Raw genomic sequence first — 18,213 nt, forward strand, 5'->3', positions numbered from 1 at the left:
CTGAATGGGCGTTCTAAAAAAAGAACATTCTTGTTGACTCGGCCGAATTTCCGGGACACTCTGTAACAGCTCCCAGCCTGCTCGCGCAGATTGGGGACCGCGGTGATTTGAAGTGCACAGCTTGCGCCGCGTCATCAAACGCTAAAGCGTCACGGGGCGTGCCGAGCGCTTCGTGACTTGCAGTCAAGGATTGCTGGTCATGATCATCGCTCTGGCAAAGCCGGCTTCTCTCCGCCCGATGCCCCGAATGTGCATTGGCCATGAGTGTTGTCCCTTCTGAGCGAAGAGATCCCTTCCCAGACAACACCTTCATTCGACGCCGCCTTTCCTCTGCCGGCGGCAGGAGAGTTTTGCCATGCCGACCGCTCACATCATCGAAATCGAGGAAATTGCCGCAGGCGTGATCGTCGCCACCGAAGGCGGCTTCCGGTTCTTCGCGGCTGAAGCGGCCTTCCGATCTCTGGATCGAGAAGTGTTCCCCAGCATCGCCCATGCCATTCGCGCTGTACACGACACGCTCCGCAAACAGCGTTCCTCCTTCAACTCCAAGAAAAGGTCTATTCTGATGTCTTCTCTTCAACGCTCCGGGAAATGGAGCTTGCGGACAGCGCTTGCCGTCGTGGCGACGCTGGGCTCGTTCGGAACCGCATGGGCCGCCAAGGATCAGCTGGTCATCGGCGCCACGCAATATCCCTCGAACCTCAATCCCAACCATGAGGCCATCACCTCGAAGGATTACGTGTTGGGCTTCGTCTTCCGCCAGGCGACGGCTTTCAACGGCGAGGGCAAGAACGTCTGCCTCCTCTGCTCCGAATTCCCGACGATCGAGAACGGCCTTGCCAAGATCGAGACTCGCGACGACGGCTCGAAGGGCATCGCCATCACGTTCAAGATCCATCCCAAGGCCACCTGGGGTGACAGCGTTCCGGTGACCGCGAAGGACGTGCTCTTCACCTGGAATCTCGGACGCCAGAAGGAAGCGGGCTTCTTGAGCCTCGATGCCTATGACCGTTTCGAGAAAATCGAGGTGATCGACGACAAGACCGTCATTCTCCACACCAAGACGGTTCGCAGCGATTACAACGAACTCGGACGCTTCCGCATCCTGCCGGAGCATATCGAAGGCCCTATCGTTAAAAGCGTCGGCGTTGCCGAATATCCGAAAAATACGGCCTATAACCGCGCCTCGACGACGCCCGGCCTCTACAACGGCCCTTACCTGATCAAGGAGATTCAGTCGGGCTCCAACATCATACTCGAACCGAACCCGCATTGGTACGGCAAGGCGCCTTACTTCAAACGTATCGTCATTCGCACCATCGAGAACTCGGCGGCGCTTCAGGCCAACGTCCTGTCGGGCGATGTGGATTTCGCGGCAGGCGATGGCGTGGGCCTCACCACCGATCAGGTGCTGGAGCTCGAAAAGGCTCACAAGGCCAAGTTCGACTTCATCTACAAGCCGAGCTACACCTACGAGCACATCGATCTGCAGAAGAACAATCCGATCCTGCAGGACAAGCGCGTCCGCCAGGCTCTGCTCTATGCGATCAATCGCAAGGCGCTGACGGATAAGCTCTTCGACAGCCGTGAGCCCGTGGCCGACACCTTCCTCGCGCCGATCAGCCCCTTCTACGACAACAGTGTCACCAAATTCGCCTACGATCCGAAGAAGGCGGCGGCGTTGTTGGAGGAGGCAGGATGGAAGGCGGGGCCCGACAAGATCAGGGTCAATGCGCAGGGCCAGCGTCTATCCCTCGATTTCAGCACGACGGCCGGCAACAAGGTGCGCGAACTCGTGCAGCAGGTTCTGCAGAGCCAGTGGCGCGAGGTTGGCGTCGAGGTCGTGATCAAGAACGAGCCGGGACGCACGTTCTTCGGCGAGACGGCCCGCAAGCGCACCTATGGAGGCCTTGCCCTTTATGCCTGGACCAGCGATCCGGATGAGCCGCCGGTGCGCAACCTTCACACCTCGGCCATTCCTGTCGAGGGCAACAACTGGGCCGGCAATAACATCGCGGCTTTCTCCAATCCGCAGTTCGATGCGGCTTTGGACAAGCTCCTCGTCGAACTCGATCCTGCCGCTCGCAAGAAACTCTGGTCTGAGCTGCAAAAGATCTATGTGGAGGAGCTGCCGGTTCTCCCGCTCTTCTTCCGCGTCCAGCCCTTCGCCCTCCCGAAATGGCTGAAGGGTGTCGAGCCTACCGGCAGCGGTGTCAGCACGCACTGGGCTGAAACCTGGCATGCGATCTAACCGCCTTGAAAGCGAGCCTGGACCGTCCAGGCTCGCCTCTCCCCTCGCTCTCGAAGTCGACGGCTTGTCCGTCGATTTTTCGTCTCATGAAGGAAACAAGCGCGTCGTCGATGGCGTGAGCTACGCGATCGCGCGCGGGCAGACGCTCGGTGTCGTCGGCGAAAGCGGCTGCGGCAAATCCATGACGGCGCTGGCTCTTTTGGGACTAGTTCCAAAACAGGGGTGCGTCACGGGACGCATCAGCGTCAGCGGTCAAGGCCTGTCCGAAATTGCGATAGACGAATGGCCGGAGATTCGCGGCAAGCGCATCGCGATGGTGTTTCAGGAACCGATGACGGCGCTCAACCCCGCCATGCGGATTGGCGATCAGATCGCGGAGGTGCTGCACCTTCATGAGGGTCTAAGCTGGAAGGAGGCGCGTGAGCGCGCGGTCGAAGAATTACGCCTCGTCGGCATCCCATCTCCTGCCGAGCGCGCAAATGCCTATCCGCATCAACTCTCGGGCGGCATGCGCCAACGTGTCGTGATCGCCATGGCGCTTGCCTGCCGTCCCGACGTGCTGATCGCGGACGAGCCTACGACAGCGCTCGACGTGACGATCCAGGCGCAGATCCTCGAACTGATGCAGCGTTTGCAGGATGAGATCGGCATGGCGGTGCAATTCATCAGCCACAATCTCGCCGTGGTGTCGGAGATCGCGGACGACGTGATCGTTATGTATGCGGGCCAGATCGTGGAGCGCGCGAGCGCCGATGAGCTCTTTTCCAACCCGCTTCATCCCTACACGCAGGGACTGATCGCCACCCTGCCGAAGATTGAGAATCGTCAGGATGAACTGCCGGTCATTCCCGGCATGGTTCCGCGCCTTGATGGAACCCTCAAGGGATGCCGCTTTGCCGGGCGGTGCGTGAAGGCGGATTCGGAATGCCATGCCCTTATACCTGTCTTGCGCTCGATAAGCCCTGGGCACGATGTTGCCTGCCATAAGGTTCGTCCATGACCGCTCTTCTTTCAGTCAAGGAATTGACCATCAGTTTCCCGGTCGGCGGCGTGTCGCTTCTGCCGAGGCGCCGTCGCGTCATTCAGGCCGTCCAGGATGTGAGCTTCGATATCGCTCCCGGCGAGACCTTGGCTCTCGTGGGCGAGAGCGGCTGCGGCAAGACGACGGCAGGCCGCGCCACTGCCGGCCTTTACAAAGCACCGAAAGGCACGGTTTCGTTTCGAGGGCAAGACATCTTTAATCTGCCGCGAGCCAGCCGGAAGCCTGTGCGCCGCGCGATCCAGATGGTCTTTCAGGACCCATTCTCCTCGCTCGATCCGCGCATGACCGTTTTCGAGATTTTGAGCGAGCCTTTGAAGATCAACCGTATGGGCAGCGCGCGCGAGATCCGCGAGCGCGTGCAGGATCTGATCGGGCAGGTCGGCTTGCCGGCGGATTCCCTCAATCGCTATCCGCACGAATTCTCGGGCGGCCAGCGCCAGCGCATCGCGATTGCACGGGCGCTCGCGCCTGAGCCGGAACTTATCGTCGCCGATGAGCCGTTATCCGCCCTCGATGTTTCGGTGCAGAGCCAAGTGCTCAACCTGCTTGGCGCTCTCAAGCGCGAGCGCGGACTCAGCTATCTCTTCATCAGCCATGATCTTGCTGCCGTTCATCACATCGCCGACCGCGTCGCGGTGATGTATCTCGGCCGTCTCGTGGAAATCGCCGGGCGCGATGCGCTGTTCGCCAATCCCCGACATCCCTATACGCAAGGACTTCTGGCAGCCGTGCCGCGCATCGGGCAGGGGCGCCGGAAAAGAACCCTGATCGCAGGCGATCTTCCAAGCCCTCTCGCTGTGCCGTCAGGCTGCGCCTTCCATCCCCGTTGCCCGCTCGCGCAGGAAATCTGCCGCCGCGAACGCCCGGAGCTCAAAACACATAGCGATGTGGCTCATCTCACGGCCTGCCATTTCGCGGAGCGCAAGGAGGCCGCATGATCGTCTTTCTCCTGCGTCGCCTTCTCGGCATGGCGGTCGTCCTACTCGTCATGTCTTTCGTGGTTTACGGCCTCATCGGTCTCATGCCGGGCGATCCCATCGATCTCATGGTCCTGTCGAATCCCGGCATGACGGCGGCCGATGCGGATCGGCTGCGTGCGCTGCATGGCCTCGACCAGCCGCTCATCGCCCGCTACTGGCGCTGGCTGATCGCCGCCTTGAACGGTGATTTCGGCTTCTCCCGCGTCTATGCCCGGCCCGTTCTCGATATCGTCGGCCCGGCGCTTTGGCAGACGACGAAGCTCGTCGCGCTCACTCTCGCGATCAGCAGCATTCTCGCCATCGCTCTCGGCATCCGCTCCGCCATTAGGCCGGGCGGCAAGTTCGATACGCTCATCAGCTTCGTGAGCTTCGCGGGCATCTCCATTCCGTCCTTCTGGCTCGCCCTGATTCTCATCCTGGCCTTCGCGGTTGGGCTCGGCTGGCTTCCGGCCAGCGGAATGGGGCGGCCCGGCGAGGGAGGGTTCTGGGACAGCGCGCGCTATCTCATTCTTCCTGTGGCGACCCTCGTCATTGCCAACCTGGGCGGCGTGACCCGCTATGCGCGCTCGTCGATGATCGAGACTCTGCGCATGGATTTCATCCGCACCGCGCGAGCCAAGGGCGCGCGCGAGCCGCGCGTCGTTCTGCGCCATGCCTTTCCCAATGCCCTGACCTCGGTGATCACGGTGATCGGCGTGAATTTCGGCACGTTGTTCTCTGGAGCGCTGATTACCGAGACCATGTTCGCGCAGCGCGGCCTCGGCAAGACGATCTACGATGCGATCCTGGGCAACGATTTCAATCTGGCGCTTGTCGCCCTGCTCTTTGCCACCTTCGCGACCCTGATCGGCAATCTTCTAGCCGATATCGCCTATGCCTGGCTCGATCCGAGGATTTCTGTGACATGACCGCAAGCGCGATGACCTTGCATGCCTCGCCCTGGCAAAGGCGCTGGGCGCGGTTCCGGCGCAACAGGACGGCGCTTGCTGGCCTTTGCGTTCTTATCGGCCTGATCATGTTCTCCCTGGCCGCTTTCCCGCTCGAAGCCTTCTTAGGCATCGATGCCAACAATGCGGATCTGCTTTCCCGCTTCGATCCGCCTTCCGCTACGAACTGGCTGGGGCACGATGAGTTGGGGCGTGATGTCCTCATCCGGCTCATGTATGGCGGGCAGGTGTCGCTCGCCGTCGGCTTTGCCGCAACGTTTCTCGGCGCGGTGATCGGTATCTCAATCGGGCTTGCTGCCGGCTATTTTGGCGGACGCGTGGACGCGCTGCTGATGCGTTTTACCGACGGTATCATCGCTCTTCCGCTCCTGCCGCTTCTCATCGTGCTGGCCGCGATCGATCTGACGAAGCTCGGCTTCTCGACCGATTTTGCGCGCTCGGGCGCGGCGAGCTTCTACCGGATCGTCCTGATCATTGCCCTGATCGACTGGACCCGGATCGCCCGCCTTGTGCGCGCCTCCACGCTCAGCATCCGCGAGCGAGAATTCGTGCTGGCCGCCCGCGTCTCAGGAGCGGGGACAATCCGCATCCTGCTGCGCAGCGTTCTACCCAACGTGATCGCGCCGATCATTGTCGCGTGCAGCCAGGTGCTGGGCAGCGTCATCCTCTTCGAGGCGGTTTTGAGCTTCTTAGGGTTCGGCATTGTCCCGCCGACGCCGAGCTGGGGCAACATGCTCAACAACGCACAGGAACTCGTGGCAACCGCCCCGCTGCTCGCGATCTATCCCGGACTTTTCATCTTCACTACTGTCATCGCCGTGAACTTCATCGGCGATGGTCTTCAGGACGCTTTTGATCCGCGGGCAGAATAAAATGGCGGGCGAACTTCTTAAATACGCCCTTGATGATGTGCTCTATCCATCCATCGCGTCTTTCGACGACGGCTATCTGGAGGTCGGTGGGGGCACCGACACGCGGAACTGTTTCATCAGCGGAAGTGACAAGCTCGTTTCAAACGAGCTTGTCACTTGCTGACGGAAGTAGCCCGGGCCCTATGTTGAGAACACCGACGGATTCAGACAGCATCTAAGCAAGGGTATCCGAGTTTTTACGCGATGGGATCGTCAGTAGGTTGCGGCCGGGTTGACCTGCCAGATCTCGGTTACAAGCTTGCCGTCCCGATAGACGAGGACATAGCGGACCTTGATTTTATTAGTGCCGGCGAAGGTCACATCGGCCGTCACGGTCGCGCCGGCAGGATTGGCAGCTTCGGAAGTGGCAGCGATAGTCGCATTCTGGCCGCCCTGCGCAGCGAAGAACTTGGACCAGACTCCACTGATCGCCCCGGGCGCGGCGTAGTTGCCATTAAGAGGCCCGCCAACCCAATGCAGAGCGGCGCCCTCCGCATATGCCCCGGTGACGGTAGTCAGATCCCCCGCCGCAATGCTCTTGATGCGTGCTTTTGCAAGGTCTTCGGCCGGACCCGCCAGCGCGGGAGTGGCTACAAGGGCCGCAAGGACAAGCGGGGTGGCAAGATTGGTCTGTCGGCGCATCTTCGGTTACCTCCTGGTTTGAAATGCACATGACTAAGACGCGTCCGACGAGGAGTTATTCCGCTCGATCAAAAAAATAAAAAGATTGGTTCACGGAATAAGAAGGCCTACGAAGGGTCTATCTTTCCGACGCCGGATAGATCGGCAATCTTTGCTAAGGTCCCAGGAAGAGGTGCTCCGCCAACGGCGATAGGTGGTTCGCTCTTTTCTTCAATGCAAGGTAAGATAATGACCGCCGATATGGTGCGCCAGCTCGAACCGCTTGTGCCGGCGTTACGACGCTATGCTCGCGCGTTGATGCGCGACCGCTCCGATGCGGACGATCTGGTGCAGGACTGCCTGGAACGTGCGATCGGTCGTTGGTATCAGAGACGCAATGAGGAAGATCCCCGTGCTTGGATGTTCACCATCCTGCACAATCTGGCCATGACACGGCTGCGGCGACAAGTTCAACGGCCCGCACATGTGTCGATCGAGGATGTCGATGAAGCAAGCCTCTCATGCACGGCCCCACAGGAAGACCGTTTACGCTATCGTGATTTGCTGTCCGCCTTGACAGAGTTGCCTGAGGAACAGCGCACAGTCCTACTGCTCGTTACCGTCGAAGACCTTTCTTACGCAGATGCGGCGCAAGTGCTGGATATCCCGATCGGCACGATCATGTCGCGTCTGTCCCGCGCCCGCGAGCGCCTCACGCGTCTGATGTCAGCCGATCTTCGACCGGACGCCCCCCGCTTGCACCTCCGGAGCATTAAATGAGTTCCCGACCCATTACTGAAGACGACCTCAACGCCTTTGTCGACGGAAGACTCGATGTCCCCCGCCGCAAAGAGGTCATCGCCTATCTCGAGGCCCATCCGGACGTGGCGCAAAGGATCGCGCTGTACACTGAGCAGCGGGATATGCTGCGAACCGCCCTTCAGCCAATTGCCGAAGAGCCCATTCCACCTGAGCTCGATGTTTCGCGTATGATCTGGGAGCGGCGACGGCCGCGCACAATGCCACGATGGGCGGGCGTGGCCGCAGCTGTGGCTCTCATGATCATCGGAGGGGCAGGGGGCTGGATCTTGCGCGGCTTGGATCAGCCATCCTCGGCAACTGTGCAATCACTGGCGCGGGAGGCAGCCGCGAGCTATTTCGCCTATGCTCCCGATCTGGTGCGCCCGGTCGAAATCCGCGCGGATGATAGCAAAACTCTCGCTGCCTGGACGGCCAAGCGGGTCGGTCGACCGATTGCCATTCCAGATCTTGCAGCATCCGGCTATCACTTCATGGGTGGTCGCGTCGTGCCAACCGACTACGGTCCTGCTGCCCTGTTCATGTACGACAACGACCGGGGAACACGCCTTGTCATTCTCGCGCGTCCTATCGAGGCTGCCCAAGAGCTTCCAATGTCTCCTGTCCGACAGGGCGGCGTCAATGGCTTTGCATGGGTGGGCAACGGGCTTGGCTATAGCATTGTCGGTCCGGTTCAGGCCGAGGCTCTTCGAGATATCGCTGACGACGCCCGGAGACAGGTGGGCACCCACGCCTGACCAAACCAGGAGAAGACGATCAGCGGGCCGATAAAGCCGTCCTGGCGGCGACGTCGTCCCATCCGCGACGCCGCCCCCGCGGTGCGCTCTGCAGGCCGGCGATCACTTTGGTCCGGGCACGCGCGAGCTGGTTCGGCCAGGCGATGGTGACCGTCGGCAAGTCTTTGAAACACATTATCAATCTGGCACGCAGAGAGGGGCATAGCTTACGATAGAGGTCTTTCTCCCTGCTGTCGCCCGCGCCGCTATTGTCATGTTTGGGCTATGATGCCTGAGCCTATGGTATCGGGCAGCGCAAAGGTTTATTCAGGTCGATGATCCTGCTCTGGTTCAGAGCGACATGTAAGTGAAAGACGCCCGCCCGATGCCAGCTTATCGTTCAAGAACCACAACACATGGCCGTAACATGGCTGGGGCCCGCGGCCTCTGGCGTGCTACCGGGGTGAGGGATGGCGACTTTGGCAAACCTATCATTGCCGTGGTCAATTCCTTTACCCAATTCGTTCCCGGCCATGTCCATTTGAAAGACCTCGGTCAGCTTGTCGCGCGAGAGATCGAGGCGGCAGGCGGCATTGCGAAAGAGTTCAACACCATCGCAGTGGATGACGGCATCGCCATGGGGCATGACGGCATGCTCTATTCGCTGCCATCGCGTGAGATTATCGCCGACAGCGTCGAGTACATGGTCAATGCCCATTGTGCCGATGCCATGGTCTGCATCTCGAACTGCGACAAGATCACACCCGGCATGCTCAACGCGGCGATGCGGCTGAACATTCCCGCCGTCTTCGTCTCGGGCGGGCCGATGGAGGCCGGCAAGGTGGTCCTGCATGGCAAGACGCATGCGCTGGATCTCGTGGATGCCATGGTCGCTGCTGCAGATGAGAATGTCTCGGATGCCGATGTGCAGGTCATCGAGCGCTCGGCCTGCCCAACCTGCGGCTCGTGCTCGGGCATGTTCACGGCGAATTCGATGAACTGCCTGACCGAGGCTCTGGGCCTTTCGCTGCCCGGCAATGGATCGACGCTTGCCACCCATGCCGACCGCAAGCGGTTGTTCGTCGAGGCAGGCCATCTCATCGTAGACCTTGCCAAGCGCTATTATGAACAGGACGACGCTTCGGTTCTGCCGCGCAGCGTGGCGAACAAGCGGGCTTTCGAGAATGCTATGTCGCTTGACATTGCCATGGGTGGCTCCACCAACACGGTGCTGCATATCCTTGCCGCCGCGCATGAGGGCGAGATCGACTTCACCATGGACGACATCGACGCATTGTCGCGCAAGGTGCCTTGCCTGTCGAAGGTCGCCCCAGCCAAGCAGGACGTGCATATGGAGGACGTCCATCGCGCCGGCGGCATCATGGCGATCCTTGGCCAATTGGATGCGGGTGGCCTGATCCACCGCGATACGCCGACGGTCCACACGTCCACCCTAGGTGAGGCGATCGAACGCTGGGCCATCGACCGCACGGAAAGCGAGAGCGTGCGCACGTTCTTCAGGGCGGCTCCCGGCGGCGTTCCGACCCAGATCGCGTTCAGCCAGGAAGCTCGTTGGGACGAGCTGGATCTCGACCGCGAAAAGGGCGTGATCCGCTCGGTCCAGCATCCCTTCTCGAAGGATGGCGGCCTGGCGGTGCTCAAGGGCAATGTCGCGCTCGACGGCTGCATCGTGAAAACCGCCGGCGTGGATGAAACCATCCTCAAGTTCACCGGCCCGGCCGTGGTGTACGAGAGCCAGGACGCCGCCGTGAAGGGCATCCTCGGCAAGGAGGTCAAGGCGGGCGACGTGGTGGTGATCCGCTACGAAGGCCCCAAAGGCGGGCCGGGCATGCAGGAGATGCTTTACCCGACCAGCTATCTGAAATCGCGGGGCCTCGGCAAAGCCTGCGCGCTAATCACCGATGGGCGGTTCTCGGGCGGCACTTCGGGGCTTTCCATCGGCCATGTCTCGCCCGAGGCGGCACAGGGCGGAGCGATCGGTCTGGTGCGCAACGGCGACATCATCGAAATCGACATTCCCAATCGGACGATCAATCTTGCGATCTCCGATGAGGAGCTGGCGGCCCGCCGCGCCGAACAGGATAAGCTCGGCTGGAAGCCCGCAGCCCCGCGCGAGCGCAACGTGACCACGGCGCTGAAGGCCTATGCCGCCTTTGCCGCTTCCGCCGACAAGGGGGCGGTCCGCATCCTGCCGGAATGATCTGGCCCGATTGCGGAGCCCGGCTGACGAGCTCCGCCGCAGGCCAGCTTGCATGACCTCTCGCGTCCTGCGCGGGGTGCTGACAAGCTGGCCAGACCTCCTCCTCAGGCTAGTCGCTGTGAGAGGCGGGAGCCACGGGAGTGGGGGGCGTCAGTAATCTCCCATCGGATTCGCCGCCACAGGCGCTCGTCGGGATTTTCGGTTCCGGTGATCCGGATCGAGCATCTGTCTCCGGAACAGCTAAGGGCCTATGCGTCACCGACAACAAGCTCGTCCTCAATGCGAGCCGCCGGCAATCGGGAGCCTAGGGCGATGCTCTTGCGTGAGCCGCGCACTTTTCCAGGTCGATGAGATGGCTGCCCGTCTCCGGGATTGAGAAGAGCGAGGAGGGCCGCCCAATCAGCCGGGCTGCTCGGCCGGACATTGGCGAAGTGCTGCCGAAGAGTTGGTCTCCGGCTCGATTACTAGATCTTCGACGACATCCACGTTCGCGCAACCACCGTAGTAGCGACGATGCGAACCGTTCCGGGATTTCCGGGGCTCCATGTTGCCGACTGGAATGGTCGCAAATAGTTTGACGAAGCCACTGCGCGACACCTCCATGCCAGGAGTCGGTGTTACTGTGCCTCGTGGAGTGTCTATAAAAGTGACGCCAATTCAAAGTATGGTGACATCGAAGGGCACTAGCTTGCTTTAGTTGACCACGCCCAGAAGGGAGAACAGCGTATATTAGCCCTTCGAGGGTCTGGATAAAGCTGCCGCAATGCGTGCGTTCCTCTTTTTGACCGAATACAAGAAGAATTATAGTGCCATGACTGAGCTGGATGGCCCTCGAAAGTTCGCTTTGGACCGAAATAGGTTGGGCGGTTTCACGAAGTGTCTTATTCGCCTCATGGAACAATGGGTACGAACTTGACCAGTCTGTCTGACGCGCAGGCTCTAGTGACGCAGATCGTGGACAACATGATATTGCGCGCTGGGAGCTTCATTGTGACGATCTACGGCGATGTTGTTGAGCCACGGGGCGGCCGTGTGTGGATCGGCAATATAATTGAAACCTGCTCCAGCGTCGGGATCAGTGAGACGCTTGTCAGGACCGCCGTGTCCCGTCTTGTTTCGGCACAGCAGCTCGTGGGCGAACGCGGAGGGCGGCGCAGCTACTATCGGCTGACTCCGGCAGCGCAGCGTGAATTCCTACAGGCGGCACGGATCCTTTTTGAGCCAGAAGAGTCCCGTGGCTGGTCCTTCGTTTGGCTCTCGCCTACACAAAGCGAGGGCGTCTCCGGAAAACTGGAGGCCGCTGGTTTCGCAAAACTGTCGGGCCAGTGGCTGGTTGGTCCGTCCGCCCGGCTACCAAGTGAAAGCGCAGCAGTTGTCTTCGAGGCAGCCGGTGCTGCTGCTTCCGAGGCGCTTCGGGAGTTTGCTGCCGCCCATTGGGACCTGGGTGCCCATGAGGCTGCTTACAGTCGTTTCCTGGCGCTTTTCAGCCCTGTGGAGCACCTGCTCTCGGATGGCCTTCGCGTCTCGCCCGATCAATCGCTACAACTCAGACTCCTGCTGGTTCATCAATTCCGGCATGTCGCACTGCGTGATCCTGGCCTGCCCCGTGAGGCGCTTCCAACAAACTGGATTGGGCACAGGGCCAGGGAATTGTTCGTGCGCCTTTACATCGCCCTTTCGCCTCTAGCCGACTCCCATGTCGCAAGCCGCTTTGTCGCGGAAGAAGGGCCGCTGTCCCCTGAAACTCCCGCCACGGCGCGAAGAGCGGCCAGACTGGAGCATTCTCTCCGCGGATGAGCATAACGGCCCATTTAAGGCGTTTTGAACCGTTGGGTTCGGAAATGTCACAAAAATTCACATGATTGCGCTTGAACTGTGATGTTTTATTTGTTATAGACTGACCGACCGGTCGATTAATAAAAATGCGCGGCGATGATCGCTCTTACGACACGGGAGGAAAGAATGGCCGAAGCGTTCATTTGCGACGCTGTCAGGACCCCTATCGGACGATATGGCGGTGCTCTCGCCTCAGTGCGGGCAGATGATCTCGCGGCATTGCCCCTTGCGGCGCTGATGAATCGCAGTCCCCAAGTCGAATGGAGCAGGGTCGACGATCTCATCTATGGCTGTGCCAATCAGGCCGGCGAGGACAACCGCAACGTTGGCCGCATGGCGATTTTGCTGTCCGGGTTGCCGATCTCGGTCCCCGGCACGACGGTGAACCGCCTGTGTGGTTCCGGTATGGATGCGGCCGGCATGGCAGCACGGGCGATCCGTTCCGGCGATTGCGACATGGTCATTGCTGGCGGTGTCGAGAGCATGACGCGGGCACCTTTCGTTATGCCCAAGGCGGACAGCGCCTTCTCTCGCTCGAGCGCGGTCTATGACACGACGATCGGCTGGCGCTTCGCGAACCCCAAGATCAAGGACGTGTACGGTGCGCACTCCATGCCGGAGACCGCGGACAACGTAGCCGCCGATTTCAGGGTCGCCCGGGCCGATCAGGATGCCTTTGCGGCGCGCAGCCAGGCCCGTTGGGCGGCTGCCCAGGAGGCGGGCATCTTTGCCAACGAAATTGTGCCCGTTCGGATTGCACAAAAGAAAGGCGAGTCCATCATCTTCGATCGTGACGAGCATCCGCGTCCCGACACGACAGTCGAGCAACTCGCGAAGCTCAAGGGCGTCAATGGACCCGACCTGACGGTCACTGCCGGCAATGCGTCGGGTGTGAACGATGGGGCCGCCGCGATGGTGATCGCGTCCGAGGTGAGCGCGCGGCAGCAGGGTCTCACCCCCAAGGCCCGCATCGTGGCCATGGCTGCCGCCGGCGTAGAGCCGCGGATCATGGGGGTGGGGCCGACTCCTGCCGTTCGAAAGGTCCTGGCCCGTGCCGGGCTCACCCTGGACAAGATGGACGTGATCGAACTGAATGAAGCATTCGCGGCCCAGGCTCTGGCGGTTTTGCGCGATCTTGGGTTGCCCGACGATGCGGCCCATGTGAACCCCAATGGCGGCGCGATCGCGCTTGGTCATCCTCTCGGAATGAGCGGCGCCCGCCTCGTGACCACAGCCATGTACCAATTGCACCGGCAGGGCGGCCGCTACGCGCTTTGCACGATGTGCATCGGTGTTGGTCAGGGAATTGCCCTGATCCTTGAACGCGTTTGAACCGAAGGCACGCCGCTATGTATGCTCAGATGGTCAAGACCGATAGCGATCGCTTAAAGAGCCTAGACGAGATGACGCCCGAGGAGCGCGAGTTCCAGGAACGGATCGGGCGCGGCGAGAAGATCGAGCCCAAGGAGTGGATGCCGGAGGGATACCGTAAGACTCTCATCCGCCAGATCGGGCAGCATGCCCATTCGGAAATCGTCGGTCAGCTCCCCGAAGGCAATTGGATCACTCGCGCTCCGACGCTCGAACGCAAGGCCATTCTACTGGCCAAGGTCCAGGACGAAGCTGGTCATGGTCTCTATCTCTATAGCGCGGTTGAAACGCTGGGCGTGAGCCGTGACGAGCTGCTCGCTATGCTCCACTCGGGCAAGATGAAGTACTCCTCAATCTTCAACTATCCGACACTTAACTGGGCCGATATCGGAGCGGTGGGCTGGCTCGTCGACGGCGCCGCGATCATGAATCAAGTCCAGCTGCAGAAGACATCGTACGGCCCTTACAGTCGGGCGATGATCCGTATCTGCAAGGAGGAGAGCTTCCATCAGCGCCAGGGCTACGACATCATGATGAAGATGGCCTTCGGCAATCCGGCCCAGAAGGCCATGGCCCAGGATGCTCTCAGCCGGTTCTGGTATCCGTCGCTGATGATGTTCGGTCCCTCGGACAAGGACTCCGTTCACTCCGCGCAATCCATGGCCTGGAAAATCAAGATCAACACGAATGACGAGCTCCGCCAGAAGTTCGTCGACCAGACCGTCCCGCAGGCCAAATATCTCGGCCTGACGATTCCCGACGAGAACCTCAAGTGGAACGAGGATAAGGGCGGCTACGACTTCTCCGAGCCCGACTGGTCGGAATTCTTCGATGTGATCGCCGGTAACGGCCCCTGTAACCGCGAGCGCATGAATGCCCGGGTCAAGGCCTGGGAGGACGGCGCATGGTTCCGCGATGGCCTTGTGGCTCATGCCGAGAAGACGGCGAGTCGTCGGGCAGCAGCCGGTATTGCCGCCGAGTAAGATATCCCCGGCGCCGGAATGTCCCGTCGCCTTCCTCAATCTGGGAGAATGATCCGTGTCTAGCGAATGGCCTCTCTGGGAAGTGTTCATCCGCGGCCAGCACGGCCTCAACCATCGCCACGTTGGCAGCCTGCATGCTCCCGACGCTGAGATGGCGATCAAGCATGCCCGCGACGTCTACACTCGTCGCAACGAAGGTGTGAGCATCTGGGTGGTGAAGTCAAACGACATCACTGCGTCGAGCCCTTCGAACAAGGGACCTCTGTTCGAGCCATCTAACTCCAAGGTTTATCGACACCCCACATTCTACGACATTCCGGAAGAAGTGGGGCACATGTGATGGCTACGAGTGTCAATCCATCTTTCCTTCTCGAGTTTCTCCTCCGCACAGGCGACAACGCTCTGATCCTTGGCCACCGTGTCTCGCAGTGGTGTGGCCACTCCCCTGTGCTGGAAGAGGATATTGCTCTGGCCAACACGGCGCTCGACCTCATAGGTGAGACGCAGCTCTGGCTGGGGCTTGCCGGTGAAGTTGAGGGTAAGGGCCGGACTGCCGATAGCCTGGCCTATCTGCGTGACGCTGCCGAGTTCCGAAACGTGCTGTTGGTTGAGCGACCCAACGGCGATTTCGGCCAGACGCTGATGCGCCAGTTCTTGTTCGATGTCTGGCACTTCGAACTGCTCACCGCCCTGCAGGAATCCAGCAACGCTCGTATCGCCGAGATCTCGGCCAAGGTCCTAAAGGAAGTTTCATACCACCTCGAACGGTCTGCCGACCTGATCATTCGCTTGGGGGATGGCTCCGCCGAAAGCCACCGCCACATGCAAAGTGCGCTGGATGATCTTTGGGCATACACGGGCGAATTGTTCCTCACCGACGTGGGCGATGATGCACTTGCCGAGGCGGGCATTGCTCCCGCGCCAGCGAGCCTGAAGCCGAAGTGGGAGGCGACCGTCTCGCGCGTGCTGGGGGAGGCGACACTCAGGCGGCCGACAGACAACTACATCCACAAGGGCGGCAAGCGCGGCGTACACACCGAGCATCTCGGGTACATCCTGGCCGAGATGCAGTTCTTACAGCGCGCTTATCCTGGCGCGATTTGGTGAGAAGGCCATGGGCAGCCTCGCTCAGTTCTCGATCGAACAGGTCTGGCATTGGCTGTCAGAGGTTCCGGATCCCGAGATCCCGGTGATCTCCCTCGCCGATCTCGGCATCGTCCGGGACATCGCTTGGGACCACGATACTCTCGTCGTCACGGTAACGCCGACTTACACCGGTTGCCCCGCCACCACCGTCATCAATCTGGACATCGAGCGCGCGCTTCGCGAGCGCGGTGTCGAGAAGATTCGGCTGGAGCGTCGGCTGGCTCCCCCCTGGACCACCGACTGGATCAGCCGCGAGGGTCGGGAGAAACTCCGCGTCTATGGCATAGCTCCGCCCGTTGATGGAACAGCAGCGGACGGCCGCCTCATGGCACGGGTCAACAGCCTGTCCGGCGCCTCGAACTTGCGGATTTCCTGCCCGCGCTGCGGATCCATCCACACGGAGAAGGTCAGTCAGTTCGGATCGACACCCTGCAAGGCGAGCTATCGCTGCGGGGACTGCCTTGAACCCTTCGATTATTTCAAATGCATCTAATGATGCGGGAGTGACGTCACATGGCACGTTTTCATCCCTTGAAGGTCACCGACGTTCGTCGTGAAACACGCGACGCGGTTGTGGTTACGCTTAAGCCGCGCGATGAGGACGGTGCTCTGTTCGATTTCGTCCAGGGACAGTACCTGACTTTCCGTCGCGACTTCGATGGAGTCGAACTGCGGCGCTCCTACTCGATCTGCTCGGGTAAGGACGAGGGCCTCATCCGCGTCGGCATCAAGCGGGTCGATGGCGGCGCGTTCTCGACCTGGGCGAATGAGAACCTCCAGCCTGGCGAATTGCTGGAGGCTATGCCGCCTATGGGATCCTTCCATACCCCGATCGATCCCGACGCCGCAAAGCACTATCTCGGTTTTGCAGGCGGTAGCGGCATCACGCCTCTTCTCTCCATCATCAAGACTGTCCTGGCGCGCGAACCGAAATCGCGGTTCACGCTCGTCTACGCGAACCGGCAGATCTCATCGATCATGTTCCGCGAAGAACTGGAGGATGCGAAGAACGTCTATCTCGGACGTCTCTCCGTTCTTCACGTCCTTGAGAGCGAGAGCCAGGAGATCGACCTCTTCACCGGACGCGTTGATGGCGAGAAGTGCAAGGCGATCTTCCAGAACTGGATCGACCTGCCATCCATCGATACAGCTTTCATCTGCGGACCCGAACCCATGATGTTGGCGATCGCCGCCTCGCTGCGCGAGCATGGGCTTGGCGACGGCCAGATCAAGTTCGAGCTCTTCGCGTCCAGCCAGCCTGGCCGCGCCAATGCCCGCAAGCCTGGTGTCGAAGCTTCGTCTGTGGGGGCAGCCTGCGAAGCGACGGTCACCCTCGACGGTGCTACGCGCAGCTTCACGATGCCCAAGCAGGGGCAGAGTCTGCTCGATGCCGCACTCGAAAACAAACTCGACGCCCCTTATGCCTGCAAGGCCGGCGTATGTTCGACGTGCCGCGCCAAAGTTCTGGACGGCGAAGTGGAGATGGTCACGAACCACGCTCTCGAGGACTACGAGGTCCGGCAGGGCTATATCCTGACCTGCCAGTGCTTCCCGCTGACGGACAAAGTCACCGTCAGCTACGATCAGTGATCCACAGAGCGGGGAGAACAGCATGACTGAGACGATGGGCATCGAGGATTATCTCGCGCAGGGCGGGGTGCTGAGCTCTCCAACGAATGTGCCGGCCCGCTATCGCGGAGAATTGCTGCGACTGATGGCAACCTTCGTGGATAGCGAGCTGGCGGGCTCTGCCGGCTTTGCCGATAGCATCAACGCCGCTCCCGGAATCAAGGAGCGGATCGCCGCTGCCCGGATCGTGCTCGAGAAGACTGATCATGCCGAGCTTGTGCTCGCTGTCATGGGTACCTTCGGGGCAGATACCGCTCGCTATAGCGTGCATCATCCCTGGGCGGCTCGCGTCGCCCGTAATGCCGATCTCGGCGCGACGCGTCTGGGGAGCGATATGCGGCTCTCCGTCTTCCATTACCCGCTTCAGGGTTGGGTGGATGCCGTGACCATGAACGTCCTGATGGGCAGGGCGGTCGGTCTTCAACTCGAAGAGTTCTCCCGCGTCTCCTACGCCCCTCTTGCCGAGGCGTTCCGCGCGATCGCTCCCCGCGAGGCCCGCCATGCCGAACTCGGTATCGAAGGATTGCAGAAGATCATCTCGACCGATGAGGGGAGGGAGGAAGTCCGTGTGGCCGTTGCATTCTGGCGGCCTCAAGTCGCGGCGAGTTTCGGCATGGCCGGATCCTCGCGCTTCGACACGTTGAAGCGATTTGGTTTGCGTCATCGACCCAATGAGGCGTTGCTGGCGGATTGGAACGCCGACGTCGATGCGACCTTGTCGGCGTTGAATTTGAACTGAT

The 18,213-nt window shown here is 60.7% G+C and carries 17 protein-coding genes; 16 read left to right on the top strand and 1 reads right to left on the bottom strand.

Annotation, left to right across the window (positions count from 1 at the left end):
* Window positions 1–355 precede the first annotated feature (355 nt).
* Genes HB375_RS04390 through HB375_RS04410 form a run of 5 tightly spaced genes read left to right on the top strand, consistent with a single transcriptional unit; the run spans window position 356 to window position 6,092 of the window.
* Complete coding sequence (locus tag HB375_RS04390; RefSeq protein WP_167671778.1) at window positions 356–2,251, top strand: peptide ABC transporter substrate-binding protein; 1,896 nt, start codon at window positions 356–358, stop codon at window positions 2,249–2,251.
* On the top strand, window positions 2,241–3,251 hold the full coding sequence (locus HB375_RS04395) for an ABC transporter ATP-binding protein (RefSeq protein WP_167671779.1): 1,011 nt from the start codon (window positions 2,241–2,243) through the stop codon (window positions 3,249–3,251). The genes HB375_RS04390 and HB375_RS04395 overlap by 11 nt, the downstream gene beginning before the upstream one ends.
* Entirely contained in the window at window positions 3,248–4,231 is a 984-nt protein-coding gene (locus HB375_RS04400) for an ABC transporter ATP-binding protein (RefSeq protein ID WP_167671780.1), read from the top strand. The genes HB375_RS04395 and HB375_RS04400 overlap by 4 nt, the downstream gene beginning before the upstream one ends.
* The gene (locus HB375_RS04405) at window positions 4,228–5,181 is read left to right on the top strand and encodes an ABC transporter permease (RefSeq protein WP_167671781.1); all 954 of its coding nucleotides are present in this window, start codon (window positions 4,228–4,230) and stop codon (window positions 5,179–5,181) included. The genes HB375_RS04400 and HB375_RS04405 overlap by 4 nt, the downstream gene beginning before the upstream one ends.
* Window positions 5,178–6,092: an ABC transporter permease gene (locus tag HB375_RS04410; RefSeq protein WP_167671782.1), complete on the top strand. Its 915-nt coding sequence runs from the start codon at window positions 5,178–5,180 to the stop codon at window positions 6,090–6,092. Before HB375_RS04405 ends, HB375_RS04410 begins: the two co-directional genes overlap by 4 nt.
* 252 nt (window positions 6,093–6,344) lie before the next feature.
* On the opposite strand, the gene HB375_RS04415 is transcribed toward HB375_RS04410, so the two are convergent.
* Window positions 6,345–6,773, bottom strand: coding sequence for a nuclear transport factor 2 family protein (locus HB375_RS04415; RefSeq protein WP_167671783.1), 429 nt, complete (start codon window positions 6,771–6,773; stop codon window positions 6,345–6,347).
* Between the two features lie 228 nt (window positions 6,774–7,001).
* Between HB375_RS04415 and HB375_RS04420 the strand changes: the two genes are divergently transcribed.
* The 11 genes from HB375_RS04420 to HB375_RS04470 all read left to right on the top strand — a co-directional run bounded on the left by HB375_RS04420 (window position 7,002) and on the right by HB375_RS04470 (window position 18,212).
* Window positions 7,002–7,532, top strand: a complete 531-nt coding sequence (locus HB375_RS04420; protein ID WP_246728355.1) for a sigma-70 family RNA polymerase sigma factor — start codon at window positions 7,002–7,004, stop codon at window positions 7,530–7,532.
* Window positions 7,529–8,308 (top strand): anti-sigma factor family protein, encoded by a 780-nt coding sequence (locus tag HB375_RS04425; RefSeq protein ID WP_167671784.1) that lies wholly within the window; start codon window positions 7,529–7,531, stop codon window positions 8,306–8,308. Before HB375_RS04420 ends, HB375_RS04425 begins: the two co-directional genes overlap by 4 nt.
* A gap of 364 nt (window positions 8,309–8,672) precedes the next feature.
* Window positions 8,673–10,508 (top strand): dihydroxy-acid dehydratase, encoded by a 1,836-nt coding sequence (gene ilvD / locus HB375_RS04430; protein ID WP_167671785.1) that lies wholly within the window; start codon window positions 8,673–8,675, stop codon window positions 10,506–10,508.
* Window positions 10,509–11,408: 900 nt separating this feature from the next.
* Window positions 11,409–12,305: a PaaX family transcriptional regulator C-terminal domain-containing protein gene (locus tag HB375_RS04435; protein WP_167671786.1), complete on the top strand. Its 897-nt coding sequence runs from the start codon at window positions 11,409–11,411 to the stop codon at window positions 12,303–12,305.
* Window positions 12,306–12,470: 165 nt separating this feature from the next.
* Window positions 12,471–13,676: a 3-oxoadipyl-CoA thiolase gene (gene pcaF / locus HB375_RS04440; protein WP_167671787.1), complete on the top strand. Its 1,206-nt coding sequence runs from the start codon at window positions 12,471–12,473 to the stop codon at window positions 13,674–13,676.
* Window positions 13,677–13,693: 17 nt separating this feature from the next.
* Window positions 13,694–14,698 carry a 1,2-phenylacetyl-CoA epoxidase subunit PaaA gene (paaA, locus tag HB375_RS04445; protein ID WP_167671788.1) on the top strand — a complete coding sequence of 335 codons (1,005 nt, stop codon included), beginning with the start codon at window positions 13,694–13,696 and terminating at the stop codon, window positions 14,696–14,698.
* A 55-nt stretch (window positions 14,699–14,753) separates the two neighbouring features.
* Window positions 14,754–15,038 (top strand): 1,2-phenylacetyl-CoA epoxidase subunit PaaB, encoded by a 285-nt coding sequence (gene paaB / locus HB375_RS04450; RefSeq protein WP_167671789.1) that lies wholly within the window; start codon window positions 14,754–14,756, stop codon window positions 15,036–15,038.
* Window positions 15,038–15,805 (top strand): 1,2-phenylacetyl-CoA epoxidase subunit PaaC, encoded by a 768-nt coding sequence (paaC, locus tag HB375_RS04455; protein WP_167671790.1) that lies wholly within the window; start codon window positions 15,038–15,040, stop codon window positions 15,803–15,805. Before paaB ends, paaC begins: the two co-directional genes overlap by 1 nt.
* Before the next feature lie 7 nt (window positions 15,806–15,812).
* Window positions 15,813–16,337, top strand: a complete 525-nt coding sequence (gene paaD / locus HB375_RS04460; protein WP_167671791.1) for a 1,2-phenylacetyl-CoA epoxidase subunit PaaD — start codon at window positions 15,813–15,815, stop codon at window positions 16,335–16,337.
* 20 nt (window positions 16,338–16,357) lie between these two features.
* Entirely contained in the window at window positions 16,358–17,434 is a 1,077-nt protein-coding gene (paaE, locus tag HB375_RS04465; protein ID WP_167671792.1) for a 1,2-phenylacetyl-CoA epoxidase subunit PaaE, read from the top strand.
* Between the two features lie 22 nt (window positions 17,435–17,456).
* Complete coding sequence (locus HB375_RS04470; protein ID WP_167671793.1) at window positions 17,457–18,212, top strand: Phenylacetic acid catabolic protein; 756 nt, start codon at window positions 17,457–17,459, stop codon at window positions 18,210–18,212.
* The last annotated feature ends 1 nt before the right edge of the window (window position 18,213 follow it).

The organism is Microvirga terricola (genome assembly GCF_011777495.1).
In the GTDB taxonomy this organism is placed as follows: domain Bacteria; phylum Pseudomonadota; class Alphaproteobacteria; order Rhizobiales; family Beijerinckiaceae; genus Microvirga; species Microvirga terricola.

Excerpts from the sequence above, each read along its gene's own strand:
- HB375_RS04420 (WP_246728355.1), top strand. The coding sequence starts at position 7,002 with ATGACCGCCGATATGGTGCGCCAGCTCGAACCGCTTGTGCCGGCGTTA.
- HB375_RS04405 (WP_167671781.1), top strand. The coding sequence starts at position 4,228 with ATGATCGTCTTTCTCCTGCGTCGCCTTCTCGGCATGGCGGTCGTCCTA.
- HB375_RS04470 (WP_167671793.1), top strand. The coding sequence starts at position 17,457 with ATGACTGAGACGATGGGCATCGAGGATTATCTCGCGCAGGGCGGGGTG.
- pcaF (WP_167671787.1), top strand. The coding sequence starts at position 12,471 with ATGGCCGAAGCGTTCATTTGCGACGCTGTCAGGACCCCTATCGGACGA.
- HB375_RS04400 (WP_167671780.1), top strand. The coding sequence starts at position 3,248 with ATGACCGCTCTTCTTTCAGTCAAGGAATTGACCATCAGTTTCCCGGTC.
- paaE (WP_167671792.1), top strand. The coding sequence starts at position 16,358 with ATGGCACGTTTTCATCCCTTGAAGGTCACCGACGTTCGTCGTGAAACA.
- HB375_RS04425 (WP_167671784.1), top strand. The coding sequence starts at position 7,529 with ATGAGTTCCCGACCCATTACTGAAGACGACCTCAACGCCTTTGTCGAC.
- HB375_RS04395 (WP_167671779.1), top strand. The coding sequence starts at position 2,241 with ATGCGATCTAACCGCCTTGAAAGCGAGCCTGGACCGTCCAGGCTCGCC.
- ilvD (WP_167671785.1), top strand. The coding sequence starts at position 8,673 with ATGCCAGCTTATCGTTCAAGAACCACAACACATGGCCGTAACATGGCT.
- HB375_RS04390 (WP_167671778.1), top strand. The coding sequence starts at position 356 with ATGCCGACCGCTCACATCATCGAAATCGAGGAAATTGCCGCAGGCGTG.
- HB375_RS04410 (WP_167671782.1), top strand. The coding sequence starts at position 5,178 with ATGACCGCAAGCGCGATGACCTTGCATGCCTCGCCCTGGCAAAGGCGC.
- HB375_RS04415 (WP_167671783.1), bottom strand. The coding sequence starts at position 6,773 with ATGCGCCGACAGACCAATCTTGCCACCCCGCTTGTCCTTGCGGCCCTT.
- paaD (WP_167671791.1), top strand. The coding sequence starts at position 15,813 with ATGGGCAGCCTCGCTCAGTTCTCGATCGAACAGGTCTGGCATTGGCTG.
- paaA (WP_167671788.1), top strand. The coding sequence starts at position 13,694 with ATGTATGCTCAGATGGTCAAGACCGATAGCGATCGCTTAAAGAGCCTA.
- paaC (WP_167671790.1), top strand. The coding sequence starts at position 15,038 with ATGGCTACGAGTGTCAATCCATCTTTCCTTCTCGAGTTTCTCCTCCGC.
- HB375_RS04435 (WP_167671786.1), top strand. The coding sequence starts at position 11,409 with ATGGGTACGAACTTGACCAGTCTGTCTGACGCGCAGGCTCTAGTGACG.